Origin of the sequence: Sphingomonas sp. OTU376 (genome assembly GCF_038440415.1) — a bacterium.
GTDB lineage: Bacteria > Pseudomonadota > Alphaproteobacteria > Sphingomonadales > Sphingomonadaceae > Sphingomonas > Sphingomonas kyeonggiensis_A.
This window is the reverse complement of the sequence record NZ_JASATQ010000004.1, coordinates 24,965-39,852: the sequence shown is the minus strand read 5'-3', so window position 1 is coordinate 39,852 and position 14,888 is coordinate 24,965. Positions and strand designations below refer to the sequence as shown.

Annotated in this window: 10 protein-coding genes; 7 read left to right on the top strand and 3 right to left on the bottom strand. The window is 63.3% G+C overall.

Annotation, left to right across the window (positions count from 1 at the left end):
- Positions 1-70 precede the first annotated feature (70 nt).
- The gene (locus AAHM44_RS03035; RefSeq protein WP_342248951.1) at positions 71-1,918 is read left to right on the top strand and encodes a hypothetical protein; all 1,848 of its coding nucleotides are present in this window, start codon (positions 71-73) and stop codon (positions 1,916-1,918) included.
- Positions 1,919-1,959: 41 nt separating this feature from the next.
- Here AAHM44_RS03035 and AAHM44_RS03030 read toward each other — a convergent pair whose 3' ends face one another.
- Entirely contained in the window at positions 1,960-2,883 is a 924-nt protein-coding gene (locus AAHM44_RS03030; protein WP_342248950.1) for a LysR family transcriptional regulator, read from the bottom strand.
- A gap of 103 nt (positions 2,884-2,986) precedes the next feature.
- Here AAHM44_RS03030 and AAHM44_RS03025 point away from each other — a divergent pair, with 103 nt between their 5' ends.
- The 3 genes from AAHM44_RS03025 (at position 2,987) to AAHM44_RS03015 (ending at position 7,193) form a co-directional block, all read left to right on the top strand.
- Positions 2,987-3,685 carry a pirin family protein gene (locus AAHM44_RS03025; RefSeq protein ID WP_342248949.1) on the top strand — a complete coding sequence of 233 codons (699 nt, stop codon included), beginning with the start codon at positions 2,987-2,989 and terminating at the stop codon, positions 3,683-3,685.
- A 58-nt stretch (positions 3,686-3,743) separates the two neighbouring features.
- Entirely contained in the window at positions 3,744-4,571 is an 828-nt protein-coding gene (locus AAHM44_RS03020) for an alpha/beta fold hydrolase (RefSeq protein ID WP_342248948.1), read from the top strand.
- A 174-nt stretch (positions 4,572-4,745) separates the two neighbouring features.
- The gene (locus tag AAHM44_RS03015) at positions 4,746-7,193 is read left to right on the top strand and encodes an ATP-binding protein (RefSeq protein WP_342248947.1); all 2,448 of its coding nucleotides are present in this window, start codon (positions 4,746-4,748) and stop codon (positions 7,191-7,193) included.
- On the opposite strand, the gene AAHM44_RS03010 is transcribed toward AAHM44_RS03015, so the two are convergent.
- Positions 7,190-8,212: a hypothetical protein gene (locus AAHM44_RS03010; RefSeq protein ID WP_342248946.1), complete on the bottom strand. Its 1,023-nt coding sequence runs from the start codon at positions 8,210-8,212 to the stop codon at positions 7,190-7,192. The two genes, AAHM44_RS03015 and AAHM44_RS03010, sit on opposite strands and share 4 nt — an antisense overlap.
- A 210-nt stretch (positions 8,213-8,422) precedes the next feature.
- On the opposite strand from AAHM44_RS03010, the gene AAHM44_RS03005 reads away from it, so the two are divergent.
- Positions 8,423-9,304 carry a tyrosine-type recombinase/integrase gene (locus tag AAHM44_RS03005; protein WP_342248945.1) on the top strand — a complete coding sequence of 294 codons (882 nt, stop codon included), beginning with the start codon at positions 8,423-8,425 and terminating at the stop codon, positions 9,302-9,304.
- 148 nt (positions 9,305-9,452) lie between these two features.
- Here AAHM44_RS03005 and AAHM44_RS03000 read toward each other — a convergent pair whose 3' ends face one another.
- Positions 9,453-10,733: a tyrosine-type recombinase/integrase gene (locus AAHM44_RS03000; protein ID WP_342248944.1), complete on the bottom strand. Its 1,281-nt coding sequence runs from the start codon at positions 10,731-10,733 to the stop codon at positions 9,453-9,455.
- Positions 10,734-10,968: 235 nt separating this feature from the next.
- On the opposite strand from AAHM44_RS03000, the gene AAHM44_RS02995 reads away from it, so the two are divergent.
- Together AAHM44_RS02995 and AAHM44_RS02990 are read left to right on the top strand one after the other, a co-directional pair.
- On the top strand, positions 10,969-11,703 hold the full coding sequence (locus AAHM44_RS02995; RefSeq protein WP_342248943.1) for a hypothetical protein: 735 nt from the start codon (positions 10,969-10,971) through the stop codon (positions 11,701-11,703).
- A 601-nt stretch (positions 11,704-12,304) separates the two neighbouring features.
- On the top strand, positions 12,305-14,815 hold the full coding sequence (locus AAHM44_RS02990) for a TonB-dependent siderophore receptor (protein WP_342248942.1): 2,511 nt from the start codon (positions 12,305-12,307) through the stop codon (positions 14,813-14,815).
- The last annotated feature ends 73 nt before the right edge of the window (positions 14,816-14,888 follow it).

Here is a 14,888-nt window from a genome sequence, read left to right as displayed (position 1 = left end):
GCACAGGTTTGTGACCAGCATGGATCAATCAGCGATGGAGAAACCGGCCGGGCCTTTCTAGATGCCCGCGATGACTGGCTCTTCGAAGGTGGCAGCGGCCGCCGCGCGGATTGAAACCGCGCTCACACGTTCAGCGCGCTCGCGCGTGATCCCCGACTATTCCGGTTTCAAAATTTTCATGGCGCCGCATCTCGAACGCGAGCGCGAGAAGCGGACGGCAGAGGTCCATTCCGATGTCGCGCCGTTCGCGGCAGCATCCATGATGCTACTGACCCGCTATCATCAGCGGCTCGTGAACGGCCAGCCAAGTCCGATGGATATTCGACGCTACAAGCTCCTGCGCAGCCTGTACGCGGACGGCGGCCGAAGGGAACAGGTGGCCAATGCGCTGCTTTACGGCACGCTGCCAGCGGACCCCACGCTTGATGCCGGGGAAGGACCGGCTGCGGTCCTGCGGATGCGGCTCATCGCCGCCATACAGAACGGCGATTTCGAGGACGCCAATTTTCTGCTCGGCCGCCTCGACGAGGCCGATCACGACATTGGCGAGCGCGCCTATCTGCAAGCACTCGCCTCCTACGCGGCGGGAAAGCTCGAGCGCACGATCAAGCTGTTGGAGACTGTCCCGGAGGATGCGATCGATCGGCCGCGCGCGGCATGGCTCGCGGCCAAGGCCTCCGCGCTTCTCGGCGATGCACCATCGCTCGAGCGGCTGCTGGCCGAAATCACCGACCGACTAACACCTTGTGCCTGGCTTCATCTGTTCGAGTTGCTCGATCTGGCGGAGGAAAAAGACGAAGTCGAAGTGCTCATGCAGAGGCTCCCTGCGGTCCTGAACGTGACCACGTCCGACCCTGCTTATGATGAGTGGGCGTTGCTCCACGCGCAGATGATTGGGCGGCTTAATGCCCGTGACCATGAAATCATGGAGGCGAGCGCGGCAAACGGCACATTTCCCTCAGACGAAGAGATTGCAGCCGATCCTGTCTACCGCCGCTACTCGGCCGCGATGTTCGTGGAGCACAAGCTGCGAGGCTTGGAGCAGGCAGGTGATATTGCCGGATGGCTCGCGCCCGTTGTGGCGAAGGGCAGTGTTGCTGCCTTTCGAAGCGCGGTCGAAATGCTGTCGGCTGCCGGTGATCACGCCGGCGTCGTAGCGCTGGCGAAGCGGTTTCCGAGCAAGGCCGGCCTCCCCTGGCAGCGCGAGCTCGATATTGTCGCCATCGTCTTTGGTGCCGCCACCGTGGCTGGCGACCGGATGGCCCGGCGACTCCAGCGACTTCTCACAAGCGATGTCCTCGAACCCGTCGAGGCCGGAGCGCAGCGACTCGCCGTCGCCGCACGCCTGACGCCTATGGGACGTATCTCGTTTCTCGCATCGGCGACCGAGCTCGACCGTGTGCGCAGCGCCGGGGACATCTGGCGCGATTGCGGCCTGATCGCGCTCGGCCTCGTCCGGGCGCTTGAGGTCGAGCTTAACGCAAGGCTGGTGCGCCCCCTAGCTTCAAGCCTCGACATCCCTGCCCTGACCTCGCAATTGCCCCAGGTCGATGACGCCCGAGCGATTCGCGCGGCACTGCGCAATCTCGCGGGCCTGGCGAGCAGTGGACATGGCCTCATGTTTGGCGAAATGCGGGGGCTGATCGAAAGATTGACCGAGCCGGCAGGCACGAACTTGCAGGTCGAGAGCGTGCGCGCCCGAATCCGGGCGGGCTTCGACGCTCTGCTGAGCGAGGCCGGCCGGCGGACATCCTCGTTGGATCAGATCGCCGGGATGATCGGATCCGCCGCCGTTGGCCGGTTTCGCAATCCCCCCGCCCATGGACAATTTCTCCGCCTCGACGAGGCCGCCGCGGCGCTGCGGCACGTGGAGGATGCTCTCGACAAGCTGTCGCAATGGATACCGCGGGCACAATAGCGTGCCGGGAAAACACGACACCTATCACCAATCGGCATCTCTCAGGATTGCGGGACCGCCCAGGGAGCTCTGGAGAGCGTAACGCCGAGGTAATCGATGACCGCCTGAACGCGCAGTGGCCGCAATGGCGAGGGCGGCATTATCAAATGGAGGGCAAGCGGCGGCGGCGACCAGTCAGGCATCGCGACTTCGAGTGTGCCCGCGCGCAGTTCTCGCCAGACGAGGAACTCAGGCTGGATCGCCAGCCCTTGGCCAGCAAGGAGCGCCGGGGTGAGAATATCGGCATTGTCCGTCCACATCCGCGCTGCCGGCTGCACAACTTCCTCACCGAACTGCGGATGAATGAAGCGCCACGAGCCGGGGGCCGCGCCGCCCGTATAGACGAGCGCGCTGTGCTGGGCGAGTTGCCCGGGATGCGTGGGGCGGCCATGCTTCTCGAGATAGGCAGGCGATGCCACCAGCTGCAGCCGGACAGGGGTCAGGCGCCGGGCGATGAGCGACGAATCCTCCAGCCGCGCAATACGCAGCGCGAGGTCGAACCCGTCGGCCACCAGATCGACCTGACGATCCGTCAGCGAGAAATCGAGTATGACGTCGGGATAGACGTCCATGAAGTCCGGTAGCGCCGCGGCCATATGACCGATCCCGAACGATAGCGGCGCGCTGATCCGCACCCGCCCACGAGGGCTTGCCGATTGCTCGGCCGCTTCATCTTCCACCGCCTCGCCTTCGCGAAGAATGCGCGTGGCACGCTCCAGCGCGGCACGGCCGCCCTCGGTGAGCGAGAGCCGACGGGAGGTGCGTGCGATCAACGCGATGCCGAGGCGGGCCTCCAGCCGGCCGATCGCCTTCGAGACGGTGGGATTGGAGAGGCCCAGATCGTGCGCGGCCCGCGCGAACGAGCCAAGTTCGGCGACCTTGGCGAAGATTGCCCAGGCTTCGAGATCGGGAAGGCGACGTGTCATTTTCGGAAATGATACAATGCCATCAATTCTATTTCGTCAAGGCCGGACCGACGGCACTTTAGCTCCAACGAAGCGACCCCCGCTTCAATATGGAGACACAGAGATGATCGAACGTCGCCCTTTCGCCAGCCTCGGCGGTGCCAATCACGGCTGGCTCGATGCCAAGCACCACTTCTCGTTCGCGAATTATTATGACGAGGACCGGATGGGCTGGGGTCCGATCCGGGTCTGGAACGACGACACTATTGCGCCGGGCACCGGCTTTCCCGCCCATCCGCACGCCAACATGGAGATCATCACCTATGTCCGCGACGGTGCGATCACGCATCAGGACAGCCTGGGGAACATCGGCCGTACCGAAGCAGGTGACGTCCAGGTAATGAGCGCCGGCAACGGGGTCCGCCATTCGGAATATAATCGCGAGCCCGGTACTACGCGCATCTTCCAGATCTGGATTGAGCCCAAGACCCGCAACGAAGCCCCGTCCTGGGGTGCCAAGCCTTTCCCCAAGGGAGACCGCTCTGGCCAGTTCGTGACCCTGGCGAGCGGGTTCGAAGGTGATGCCGACGCCCTGCCCATCCGCACCGATGCCCGCGTGGTGGGTGCGACGTTGAAGGCCGGCGAGACCGCCGAATATCCGCTCAGCGCCAGCCACCATGCCTATCTCGTGCCTGCCACCGGCGCGGTCGAAGTGAACGGCACCCGCATCGATGCCCGCGATGGCGCCGCGATCAGCGACGAAACGCTGCTCCGGGTCACAGCGATCGAGGATGCCGAAATCGTCCTCGTCGACGCCGCCTGAACCACCAAATTTCCGTACTGCTTACCCGCTTTATCACCATTCAAAAGGGACAACGACCATGAATTCGATCACCACCAAGGACGGCACCCAAATCTTCTACAAGGACTGGGGTGCTCGCGACGCGCAGCCGATCATGTTTCACCACGGCTGGCCACTGAGTTCCGACGATTGGGACGGGCAGATGATGTTCTTCCTCGAGAAGGGCTTCCGCGTCATCGCCCATGACCGCCGCGGCCATGGGCGATCGAGCCAGGCAGCGACCGGACACGACATGGATACCTATGTCGCCGATGTGATCGAACTCACCGACGCACTCGACCTGAAGAACGCGATCCATGTCGGTCATTCGACCGGCGGCGGTGAAGTCGCCCGCTATGTTGCCCGTGCCAAGCCCGGCCGCGTCGCCAAGGCAGTCCTGGTCAGCGCGGTGGCGCCGATCATGGTCAAGAACGAGAGCAATCCCGACGGCGTGCCGATGGAGGTGTTCGACATGGTCCGCGAGCAGACGGCGACCAACCGCGCGCAGTTCTTCTACGACTTCACCCTGCCCTTCTTCGGCTACAACCGCGACGGGGCCGAGGTGAAGGAAGGCGTACGCCGCAACTGGTGGCGTCAGGGCATGATGGGCAGCGTTCTCGCCCATTATCTTGGGATCGCAGCCTTTTCGGAGACCAACTTCACAGATGATCTGAAGTCGATCACCGTACCGACGCTGGTGATGCACGGGGAAGACGACCAGGTGGTGCCGTTCGCTACCACGGGCAAGCTCTCCGCCGGGATCGTCCCGGGCGCCGTGCTCAAATCCTATCCGGGATATCCGCACGGCATGCCCACCACGAACGCCGATGTGATCAACGCGGATCTCCTGGCGTTCATCCAGGGCTGATCAGGAAGATTGCGGCCGGGCTATCGCCCGGCCGCATCATCCACAACTAACCACAGCGACATCGGCCAGAGGTCGCTCATTTATAGAATGCCCTTCCCAATTTGCTGACCACGAGTCAGCTGACCACGCGATAGGCGACCAGTAGCGACCGGCCTTAAGCGATAACTCAGAATTATGCGTGATTTGGCGGACCTGCTCGATCAGCCCGTCATCATCGACGGGTTGATCCAGCGGCTTTCCGAGCCGGCTGCCCGCGTTTGGCTTCAAGGGCCTTCGGGCTCGGGTAAATCGACGATCGTGGCGGCGGTCGCTGAGCTTCTCGGACATGCTGGGGTCGTTGTACGCATCGCCGGGGACGCTGGTCACTCCGGCACCAAGTTCCTTTCCCTTCATCGGGCTCTGGCGAGAACGCGCCCGCGCAAAGCCGTCCGAGAAGCCATGAAAACGGGTGTCACCGCGCCTTTGCGGATCATCCCGCTGGTTGGCGGTGCCGCGGCCGACCTCGCGAAGGTCGCGGTTGCCGGCATGGGCGGCGTTCCGCCCGAGTTTCTGTCCGCCGAACAGCAGGACCTTCTTCAGGGCCTGCAGAACCTTTCAGCAGGGCGACCGCTATTTCTCATAGTCGATGATGTGGGCTGGCTCGATCCCGACACCGCTGATCTGTTGCTCAGCCTGGACCGCCCGGAGGTGCAGCGGGCCTATTCGTTTGCCCAATCGGCATCGCTGCTCTTCGTCGAGAATCTCGACGCCGACCCGACGCTGGATTCCAAGCGTCTTCGCTCGCTGCGCGTGCCGGATCCGGTCAATATCGTCCGGGCGCCGCGATCGGCTTTCCCTAAGGTACTTGAGGCGTTCGGCCTGAAACGGACACTCGGCCGAAAGCTGCTCGACGCGCTATACGCCGTGTCGCACGGACATCTCGAGGTCGCCAAGCAGATCGTACGCATCGACGCGGAAACTGACCTGCAAAGCCTCGCCCGGACCTCTGACGTTACGGCACTGATGTCAGAGCTGCTGAGCGCTCGGATCGCCGGTACGGACGACGAAAACAGCCTACTCAGACTGATCTCGATCGCCGCGTGCGCGGGATCGGCATTTCTCGAAACCGAGCTCCGATGCGCGTTCATGGACGAAGACAAGTTCGCACCTGCTTTCGAGGCGGCCGTCCGCAAGCAGCTGCTGTCGATCGACGGGGACATGGTTCGCTTCGTCCACGAAGTCGTGCGCGCCGCGGCGGAGCGTCTCGGGTCGGCGGGCGCCGCGAATCTCCACGCGAAGCTTGCGGAATGCGTGAAGCTCCTGCGCCCCGGCGACTATGCCGGGCGCCTGCACCACGCCTTGCTGTCCGGCAAGATCGAACAAGCCAATGAGCTTGCCTTCGCACTGGCGGTGCAGGTGGTGCGCGGCGAGCGTGAGGCACCGCTCGGCACTTCCGAAGTTGGCGACCTAGCGGACGCGCTCGACGCCTTGGCAAAGGCCTATCAATCAATGGATCGCGGCGACCATCGCGAAGCGATTTCACGTGTCCTGCCCCACTACAATGGCGAGTTCGGCATCGCTCAGGGCGAAATTGTGGCATTGATTGCGCTCAACCAGATTAAGCGGCGGACACCGGATTCCTACAGCGAAGCAGTGAGTCTGCTTGAACATTGGCGCGAGTGGCGGGAAGAGCCGGAGCTCTGGCAACGACTGATGTCGATCCTCGTTACCGCCTGGATCCAATGTGGCGACACCGAGCGGGCGAGCCAACTATACACGATGCTGGCCCGCGATCTGATGCGCCAGTCAAAGCAGGACCCCACCTCGCGCACGCGAGCCGAAGCGCTCAATCGCAAGGCGGACATGGTCTTCACGACCGAAATCGCGATCAAGCATATCGCACGCGCGGCCGACTGGTTCGGGCCCGTCGATGGCGGGGACACCCCGCGCCATGCCTTCGAGTACACCGCGAGCCTAGTTAACCTGGCGGGAGCGCAATTCACGCTTGGCCGGTTTTCTGCCGCGACAGAAACGGCCGGCGGCGCCGTCCAATGGATCGAGGCGTTGAACCTTCGCGGATTGCGCACGGCCGAGCCTTATAAGGCACTCAACAACTATGTTATAGCGGCCTATCGCGCCGGACTGGAAACCGCGCATTCCGCCGGGGACGCGTTGGGACTGCTGCTCGCCGATGGCGAGCAGGGGCGCCGGCAGGATCGATCGCTCCTGGCTTCCAATCGGGCTGCCCTCGCGTTGCTCGCCGGCAATGCTGCGGAAGGGCATGCCTTGCTAGAACAAATTTGGCGGCATGTCCGCGACGAAGATCTGGACGGCTACTATGCGCTCTATGCCGGCTCCAACCTGGCTATTGCCAAAGCGCTAACGGGGGATCGGGATGCCGCCGCAGCCTTGGTCGGAACGTTGGAGGTCCATGTCAGCGCGGTGCCTCGCTGGTTCAGAAGCGCCCATCTGCGCCGCCTGACGTTGCTCGGCCAAGCTATTCGCGATCCGGCGCTGGAGACTGCAAGCGATTTCGACGAGTTCCCAGCCATGCGGCGCCCGCCCGACGGGGACCAGGATCCGTGGTGGTCAATCGGCCGGGGCCTTCTGATGACCGATATCCAGGTCTGGTCCGAGGGCTAGGTTTCGAGCCACCCCAGGCGGTTGCCGTTGACGGCAATCATGCAGGCCAGCATTTCCGGGTGACTCCAGCCAGCATGCTCGAACGTGGCCCAATAGGAGCTGTGGTGTACGACGTGCGGGCTCGTCGCCACGTCGATCACGCGGGCGTCGCCATTGTCCGGCACCCGAAAGTCGACCCGCGCGAATCCGTTGACCCCGAGTACTTCACAGGTTTTCGCAGCAGCGGTGCGGAGCCGTCCTCCGAGTGGTGCTTCGACCGTCCCTGGAGCGAAGCCGTAACCATCATGCGCAACCGAATCATATGCCAGGATACGGTCGTCCAACCGATCATCGCCATCGAGAGTGATGCCGACCGGCCCAAGCGCGCGGAACCGTCCATCGATCTCGACGACGGGCGTCTCGAATTCGCGGCCGGAGATCAGCCGTTGGACAACCATGGGCTGTCCAAGGCTTGATGACTTGGCAGCGAGCATTCGCTCATAGGTGGCCGACAGTACCCCGACCGACTCCTGGTCTAGTCCGACACTCGCAGCCTCATAGGCGGCCTTGGCGATCAGAATTTCGCCTTTCGGTGGCGCCTGGCCCATCAGCCAACCCGAGTGCGCGGTGAAGGACCAAGTGTCCGGCGTCGGCAGCTCGAACCGGCGGAGCAGCGCATGTACATGCAGCTTATGCCGCACCAGTGAAACCGCATAGGCGTTCGAATTGCAGGTCGGGATATCATTGAGGGCACAGAAGGCGGGAATCATCGATTTCCTGCCCGGCCCCGTTCCCGATTGGGCAAGGTTGTACACGATCGACCGCCCGGCCGCCCCGATCTTGCCGCCCTGGTCCATAACCGCCGAAACGAAGGCATGTTCGCCTTCATAATAGCGGGTCCGGAAGCCGGCCTCTCGAAAGCCGACAATGAGTTCATTGGCTTCGTGATCGCTCAGATATTCCGTCGCCCGATCATCCGGATCGTCAGGAATCGCCTCCTTGCGGTTGAGCACGACCGCGACGGTGATCTCGTCGGCCATGCCAAGCACGCTGTCGGTTAGCGCGCGTAACCGAGCCCAAATCTCCTCCTGCTCGCTGCGCATAATTCTGAGTTATCCGCCCATTCTCTAAGCGACCCAAATATCGGCCGCCATTCCAACTCCCACGTGCACGGTTCTGAAACGCATAGCACCGCACATCGGAACCATTTCGGATGAATAACGAGGTCGATAATGTGTGCATCGAGTGACTTGGCGCGAACGTACATCAACCAAATACGCGCGACGAGAAATCCGTCGGAGCACACGGCGCTGGCGTACGCCTCGGACCTGAAACACTTCAAGAGTTCGCTGGGCGGCGCCGGATTGGAACAAGCGAATAACGAAACGATCCTGGACTACATCCGGAGCTTGGCGCAGAGCGGCGCGGCCGCTCGCACCATTCGCCGGCGAGTCGCCTGCCTTCGGGGGTTCTACAAGCATCTCGCCGATACAGGCGGAATCGAATGCTCTCCCTTTGACGGTATCGCTCTACGGCTGCCGCGGGCGCATTCGTTGCCGCGCTCGATATCCAGGGCCGATACGCGCCTGCTCGCGACAGCGGCATGGTCGCAGGCTCGGCTCGGCGGCGAGACGCTCGACCACCAGGTTTCTTTGGCTGTACTAGTTCTGATCTGCACCGGGATACGCGTCGGCGAATTGACCAACCTGTTGGCGGACGAATTCCGCATCGATGACGGGGCGATGCGCGTCCAGGGCAAGGGCCATCGCGAAAGGCTAGTATTCATAACAGACTCTGCTCTTGGAGTACTTCTGCAAAAGCTAGCCGCACGCCGCGCCGGCCTCAGCCTCTTTGGAATCGGTGAAGCACGCTGGACAACGGATTGGGTCCGCCGGCGGCTCCGCGCGTTCGCAGCGGATGCGGGGGTGCGTCACCGGGTAACGCCGCACATGTTGCGGCACACTTGCGCGACCCTGCTGCTCGAGGATGGGGTTGATCTGCGGTTTCTGCAGCGCCTGCTCGGTCACGAAAACATCTCGACCACCGCGATCTACGCCTATGTAGGCGATTCGGGCCTACAGCGGGCGCTTGAGACCGCCGGTCTATTATCACGACTAAAGCAGGCAGCTTGACCCACGGAATCAGCGAGAAAGCTGGCGCCTGCAGCTGATGGCGATCGACCTGAACTTAGGCAGGCCGATCGCCCCCCAACTTGGGCGTGGATACCTCCATTCGGGCTTTGCCGAAAAGACGGCATCACACTCGAAATTTGTATTCGATCTAGTCCTCGAAGAGCAGCCTGTGTTCGTTCAGGCCCTTGCATTGCTCCTCGGCGACCCGATCAGCCTCGCGGTCGAGGAAGTCACCGATCATCTGCGCTTCCGGCTGAAGCCATTGCAGGTTGGTCGTATCGAAATAGTGCTCCGTGGTGACGTCCTTGGTGATATGGTTAGTCAGCAAGTCGACGCGGAATTTCTCGATCCGGCACTGGCGCAGCCCGATATTGGTGTAGGTACGCCGCAGATCGTGCGGCGCGAGTTTGTTGCCCGCAACTTCGCCGAGCCGTTTCATGGTACCGGGCGGGCTCACGACATGCCCGCTCCCGCTCCATGACGGGAAAACAAAAGGATTGCCCTCGATCCGTTCCCGATCCCGTTCACCTAGGAGAAGCGTCGCTTGGGAAGATAGCGGCATCGAAACAGGGTTGCCGTTCTTGGGATCCGGAATGTCAAAGAAGCCATCTTCCAGCTTCACCTGATCCCAACGAAGAGTGCTGGCCTCCCCAATCCTAAGTCCGGTGAGCAAAAGAAACCGGACCAGGTCGATTCCCGACAGCGTGCTGTGATTGTAGGTGACCCATCGCCACTGCCTTAAGGCCAGCCAGCACGCCCCTACCCTGTGATCGAGTATGCGCCTGCTGCGGGGACGGAGGCGCACCCTGTCATCCTTGAGCACGGCCACAGGGTTGAAGGGAATAAGCGGTGAGCCATCTGCCCGGCGATGCTGCCGACTCGCATAATTGATTAGACCGCTCAAAACGGAGAACGCCTGATTGGCCTGTCCCGGCGCTCCCTTTTTCCCCCGCAGCCCCTTGGTGAGTATTTCGCGATAGCGCGTCCGGCACATCCGAACGGTGATCGTAGCGATTGGCTTGTGCTGCCAAGCTTCGAACGTGGTCGAGAGATGGCGCTCAATGATCTCCCGGCTTCTCGGCTTCAGCTTGCCAGGCCGCGCCATGTAGTCGTTGCCAATCTGCCTGAGCGTGAGTTCCAGCGTCTCTTTCTGCCTTTTGAGTTCACGAGGATCCTCGCCCCGGCGCATTGTTCGCAAATGTTCGCGAGCAGCTTCACGAGCCTGTTCGACCGTGAACACGCCATGGGTCCCGATAGTGATACGCGCGCTCTTATCACTTCCATCGACACGGCCCTGAACGAGGTAGCTTATTCTACCGCGGCTGCTAATCTTCAGGCCAAAGCCTTTGGCTTCGGTGTCCCAGTAGAATGCTTCTTTGGCCCCGGGTTTGAGGCTCTCGATGAACGTTTTAGTGAGTTTGACGGCCATACGGCTGCTCCGATTTAGTAAGCACATCGTAAGCAGCCGGGGGAAACCTACCTGAACCCGTTCGGGACTTCTAGATAGGCAAGCCTCTGGAAACGCTAAATATTGTCAACCTACGGATACTTACTCATTCATGGAGAAACCTCTCTAGACCGCGACTTGAAAACCGCCGTGCGTGGAAGCGCACCGTGGGTTCGAATCCCACCCTTTCCGCCATATTCTTCAAGGGAGTATGGGCATGCGTGGATATTGGGTCGCAACTGTCGCCGCCATCGCGTTGCTTTCGCCCGCCACAGCCCTGGCCGGGTCCTGCGAGGACAAGGCGGCCTTCGCGGCCCGGGTCCAGCCCGATATCGACAAGGCGTTCGCGCTGATGAAGGCGCAGGACAAGCCGGGCTTCACCGCCCTGCTTCCCGTGCTGCAGAAGCATTATGCCACCCTGCCCGCCGCGATGCCCGCGGCCGAACGCTGCGGCGCCGAGGTGCGCGTCTATGACGAACACCAGTATCTCGCCTATGACGCCGCGAAGAAGGCAGGCAAGGCGATCGACGGCTTCCCGGCCGGCTCCAACTTCGTGCTGACCAACCTCCACTATGCCGAGCTCGCCTATGCGGTCGGCTGGATCCAGTATGAGATGCAGGATTTCGCAGGCGCCAAGGCAAGCTATGCCAAGGGGCTCGCCATCTCCCCCAACCAGCATGACCTGACCAAGGAATATGTCGCGACGCTGCTGAGCCTGTCCGCCTATGGCGAGATGCCGCCCTTCGTCGACCGGTTCCTGGCCAGCGACAAGGACCTGGCCGGCGCCGAGCGCGCCAACCTGATCGCCGCGAAGGGCATCGCCCTGGTCGCGCAGAACGACATGGCCGGCGCAACCAACGCCGCGAACCAGGCAAAGGCGCTGGACGCAAATAACGAATATGCCGAGCTGGTGCGCAAGCTCGTCGCGCAACGCCAGACCAAGCCGAACTAAGACGAGCTTCGGTTACTGTGGTTCCGGCGCAACACCCGCCGAAGAACCGCGACCCGTACACACCCTGTATTGGAAGAAAGCCTTGCTTCTCAGAGTCATGCTCTGATTTGTCAGATAATATAAATTTTGCGTAGTCTGACCGCGCTTCTCCCGACCCGACTATATTAACCGATGGGCCCACCGGCCCGCTGAGGGGGAAAGGAGCGCAGCGGTACAAGAGCCTCGCAAGAGGCCAGGGAAGTTCTGGCGGCCACGGCAGCGTTTCTGCCGTCGGCGCATCGATGCGGAAAGCTCCGGGAGGGGGGCGGCTCCGCGAACGCATCACCCGCAATCATCTCGCCACCGGCTGCGCGATCCCGTCGCGTCGGGCCGAGAGCCTGCGCGTGCCCGACGTTCGCAAGCCATCGCCGGTCGATGCCCTCGGGTGCAGCCCCAGGCCGGAACCATCCAGACCGCAGAAATTCCGCTTCGTCCGCATGGCTGGCCCGGTCCCGCGCAACGGGGGCCCGCCATCGCCGAGGCAGCACCGGCAGCGCCGGTTTCCAGGGAAGGAACGACCCCGCCGAGGGTCACAAAATTTTCAAAGGTGGATCGTCTAATCATGAAGAAGCATTTCCTGTTGATCACTGCCGCGCCGTTCGCACTCGTCGCCCCTGCCATGGCGTCGGAGACCGCGCCGGCCGCTCCGGCGACCAGCAACACCACACCGAAGCCCGAGGGCGAGGCCCAGAAGACCCCGGCCGCCAAGAAGACCGAGGAAGTCTTCTCGACCGGCGTCGCCAAGGGCCGCGACCGCCTGGACAGCGCCACCTCGACCAGCGCGCTGCGTGCCGCCGAGATCGACAAGATCGGCGCCCGCTCGATCTCCGAGATCCTGCGCGACATCCCGGGCATCCGCTCGGAAGCATCGACCGGTGAAGGCAGCGCCAACATCACCATCCGCGGCCTGCCGATCGCCTCGACCGGCGCCAAGTTCCTGCAGCTGCAGGAAGACGGCCTGCCCGTGCTCGAATTCGGCGACATCGCCTTCGCCACCGCCGACACCTTCCTGCGCGCCGACCTGAACCTGGCAGCGGTGGAAGCGATCCGCGGCGGCTCGGCCTCGACCTTCGCGTCGAACTCGCCGGGCGGCATCGTCAACTTCATCTCGAAGACCGGCGACACCGAAGGCGGCGCCGTGCAGCTCTCGGCCGGCCTCGACTATGGCATGCGCCGCATCGACTTCGACTATGGCGCGAAGATCACCCCGACGCTGCGCTTCCATGTCGGCGGCTTCTACCGCGACGGCGAAGGCCCGCGCGCGACCGGCTTCACCTCGACCCGCGGCGGCCAGATCAAGCTGAACGTCACCAAGGAGTTCGACGGCGGCTATATCCGCTTCTACGCCAAGTATCTGGATGACCGCACGCCCGCGTACGACATCACCCCGATCGCGGTGAGCGGCACCAACACCAACCCGACCTACAAGAACATCGCCGGCTATGACGTGCGTCATGACTCGCTGTTCTCGAAGTTCTACCAGACCCAGCTGACCCTGGACGGCAACAACCAGCCGGTGCGCGACGACGTGACCGCCGGCCAGCACCCGATCCAGAAGTCCGTGGGCCTCGAGGCGAAGTTCGAGATCGCCGGCTGGGACGTGACCGAGAAGTTCCGCTACTCGAACATGACCAACCACTACATGGGCATCTACTACACCCAGTTCGTGCCCGCCGCGGCGATGCCGGCGGCGTTCGGCGCCCCGGGTGGCACGCTGCGCTATGCCAGCGGCCCGAACACCGGCCAGGCAGTCGCCAACCCGACGACGCTCAACGGCAACGGCCTCGGCGCGCTGATGATGCTCGCGGATACCGACCTGAACGACCTGAGCAACGTCACCAACGACATCCGCGCCAGCAAGGTATGGAAGCTCGGCGGCCATGACCTGACGACCACCGTCGGCCTCTACAGCTCGCACCAGAACATCGATTCCGACTGGAACTGGGCGACCGTGCTCAGCGGCATCTCGGACAATGGCGATGCCCAGCTGCTCGACGTCGCCACCGCCGGCGGCGTCAAGGTCACCCAGGACGGCACGCTGCGCTATGGCGCGCCGACCCCGGGCCAGTTCCGCCGCGGTTACAAGCTCGGCTACACCACCAACGCTCCGTTCGCCTCGGTCAACCTCAAGGTCGGCGGCGTCTCGATCGGCGGCTCGCTGCGCTATGACTTCGGCAAGGCCGAAGGCACTGTGTTCGGCGCCGACCTGGGCGGTGGCCGCGTTGGTGTCGCCCCGCGCGACGTCAATGGCGACGGCGTGATCTCGGTGCCGGAAATGGCTGTGGCGATCACCCCGGCCACCCCGGGCGTGGTCGACTACAGCTATGGCTATCTGAGCTACTCAGCCGGTATCAACTGGCGCATCGCCGAGCCGCTCGCGGTGTTCGCGCGCTACAGCCGCGGCGGCCGCGCCAATGGCGACCGCATCCAGTTCAGCCCGCTGGTCAACCCGACCACCGGTAAGATGGTCGACAAGGACAACGCCGTCGACGTCGTCCACCAGGCCGAGGCGGGCGTGAAGTACCGCAACGACAAGCTGACGCTCAACCTGACCGGCTTCTGGGCCAAGGCCGAGGACAGCAACCTCGACTCGACCACCGGACTGCCGCTGCTGCGCGACTACAAGGCGATCGGCGCCGAGTTCGAGGGCAGCTACCGCATGGGCATCTTCAGCCTGACCGCGGGTGCGACCTACACCGACGCGGAGATCACGAACGACGTGTTCACCCCGGCGAACAGCGGCCACACGCCGCAGCACCAGGCGAAGCTGATCTACCAGGTGACCCCGCAGATCACGACCGAGAAGTTCAGCGTCGGCGCCGTCATCATCGGCACCACCGGCAGCTGGGCCACGGCCGCGAACACGCTGAAGGTGCCGGGCTACACGACGACCAACGCGTTCGTGCAGTTCCGTCCGCTCGACCGCGTGACGCTGTCGGTCAACGCCGCGAACCTGTTCGACGTCATCGCGATCACCGCGATCGACGACGCCGTGATCCCGGCGGTGGGCGTGGCGCGTGCGCATGTGCTCAACGGCCGCACCATCTCGGCGGCGGTCCGCTTCGACTTCTGATCCGGCGCAGGGTCCGGGCCATGCCGGGGGGCATGGTCCGGGCCCCGCTCCCTATCGGAAGCACCCCTGAGGT

Coding starts and splice junctions, on each gene's coding strand:
- AAHM44_RS03030 (WP_342248950.1), bottom strand. CDS start 2,883: ATGACACGTCGCCTTCCCGATCTCGAAGCCTGGGCAATCTTCGCCAAG.
- AAHM44_RS02990 (WP_342248942.1), top strand. CDS start 12,305: ATGAAGAAGCATTTCCTGTTGATCACTGCCGCGCCGTTCGCACTCGTC.
- AAHM44_RS03000 (WP_342248944.1), bottom strand. CDS start 10,733: ATGGCCGTCAAACTCACTAAAACGTTCATCGAGAGCCTCAAACCCGGG.
- AAHM44_RS03025 (WP_342248949.1), top strand. CDS start 2,987: ATGATCGAACGTCGCCCTTTCGCCAGCCTCGGCGGTGCCAATCACGGC.
- AAHM44_RS03015 (WP_342248947.1), top strand. CDS start 4,746: ATGCGTGATTTGGCGGACCTGCTCGATCAGCCCGTCATCATCGACGGG.
- AAHM44_RS03020 (WP_342248948.1), top strand. CDS start 3,744: ATGAATTCGATCACCACCAAGGACGGCACCCAAATCTTCTACAAGGAC.
- AAHM44_RS03010 (WP_342248946.1), bottom strand. CDS start 8,212: ATGGCCGACGAGATCACCGTCGCGGTCGTGCTCAACCGCAAGGAGGCG.
- AAHM44_RS03035 (WP_342248951.1), top strand. CDS start 71: ATGACTGGCTCTTCGAAGGTGGCAGCGGCCGCCGCGCGGATTGAAACC.
- AAHM44_RS02995 (WP_342248943.1), top strand. CDS start 10,969: ATGCGTGGATATTGGGTCGCAACTGTCGCCGCCATCGCGTTGCTTTCG.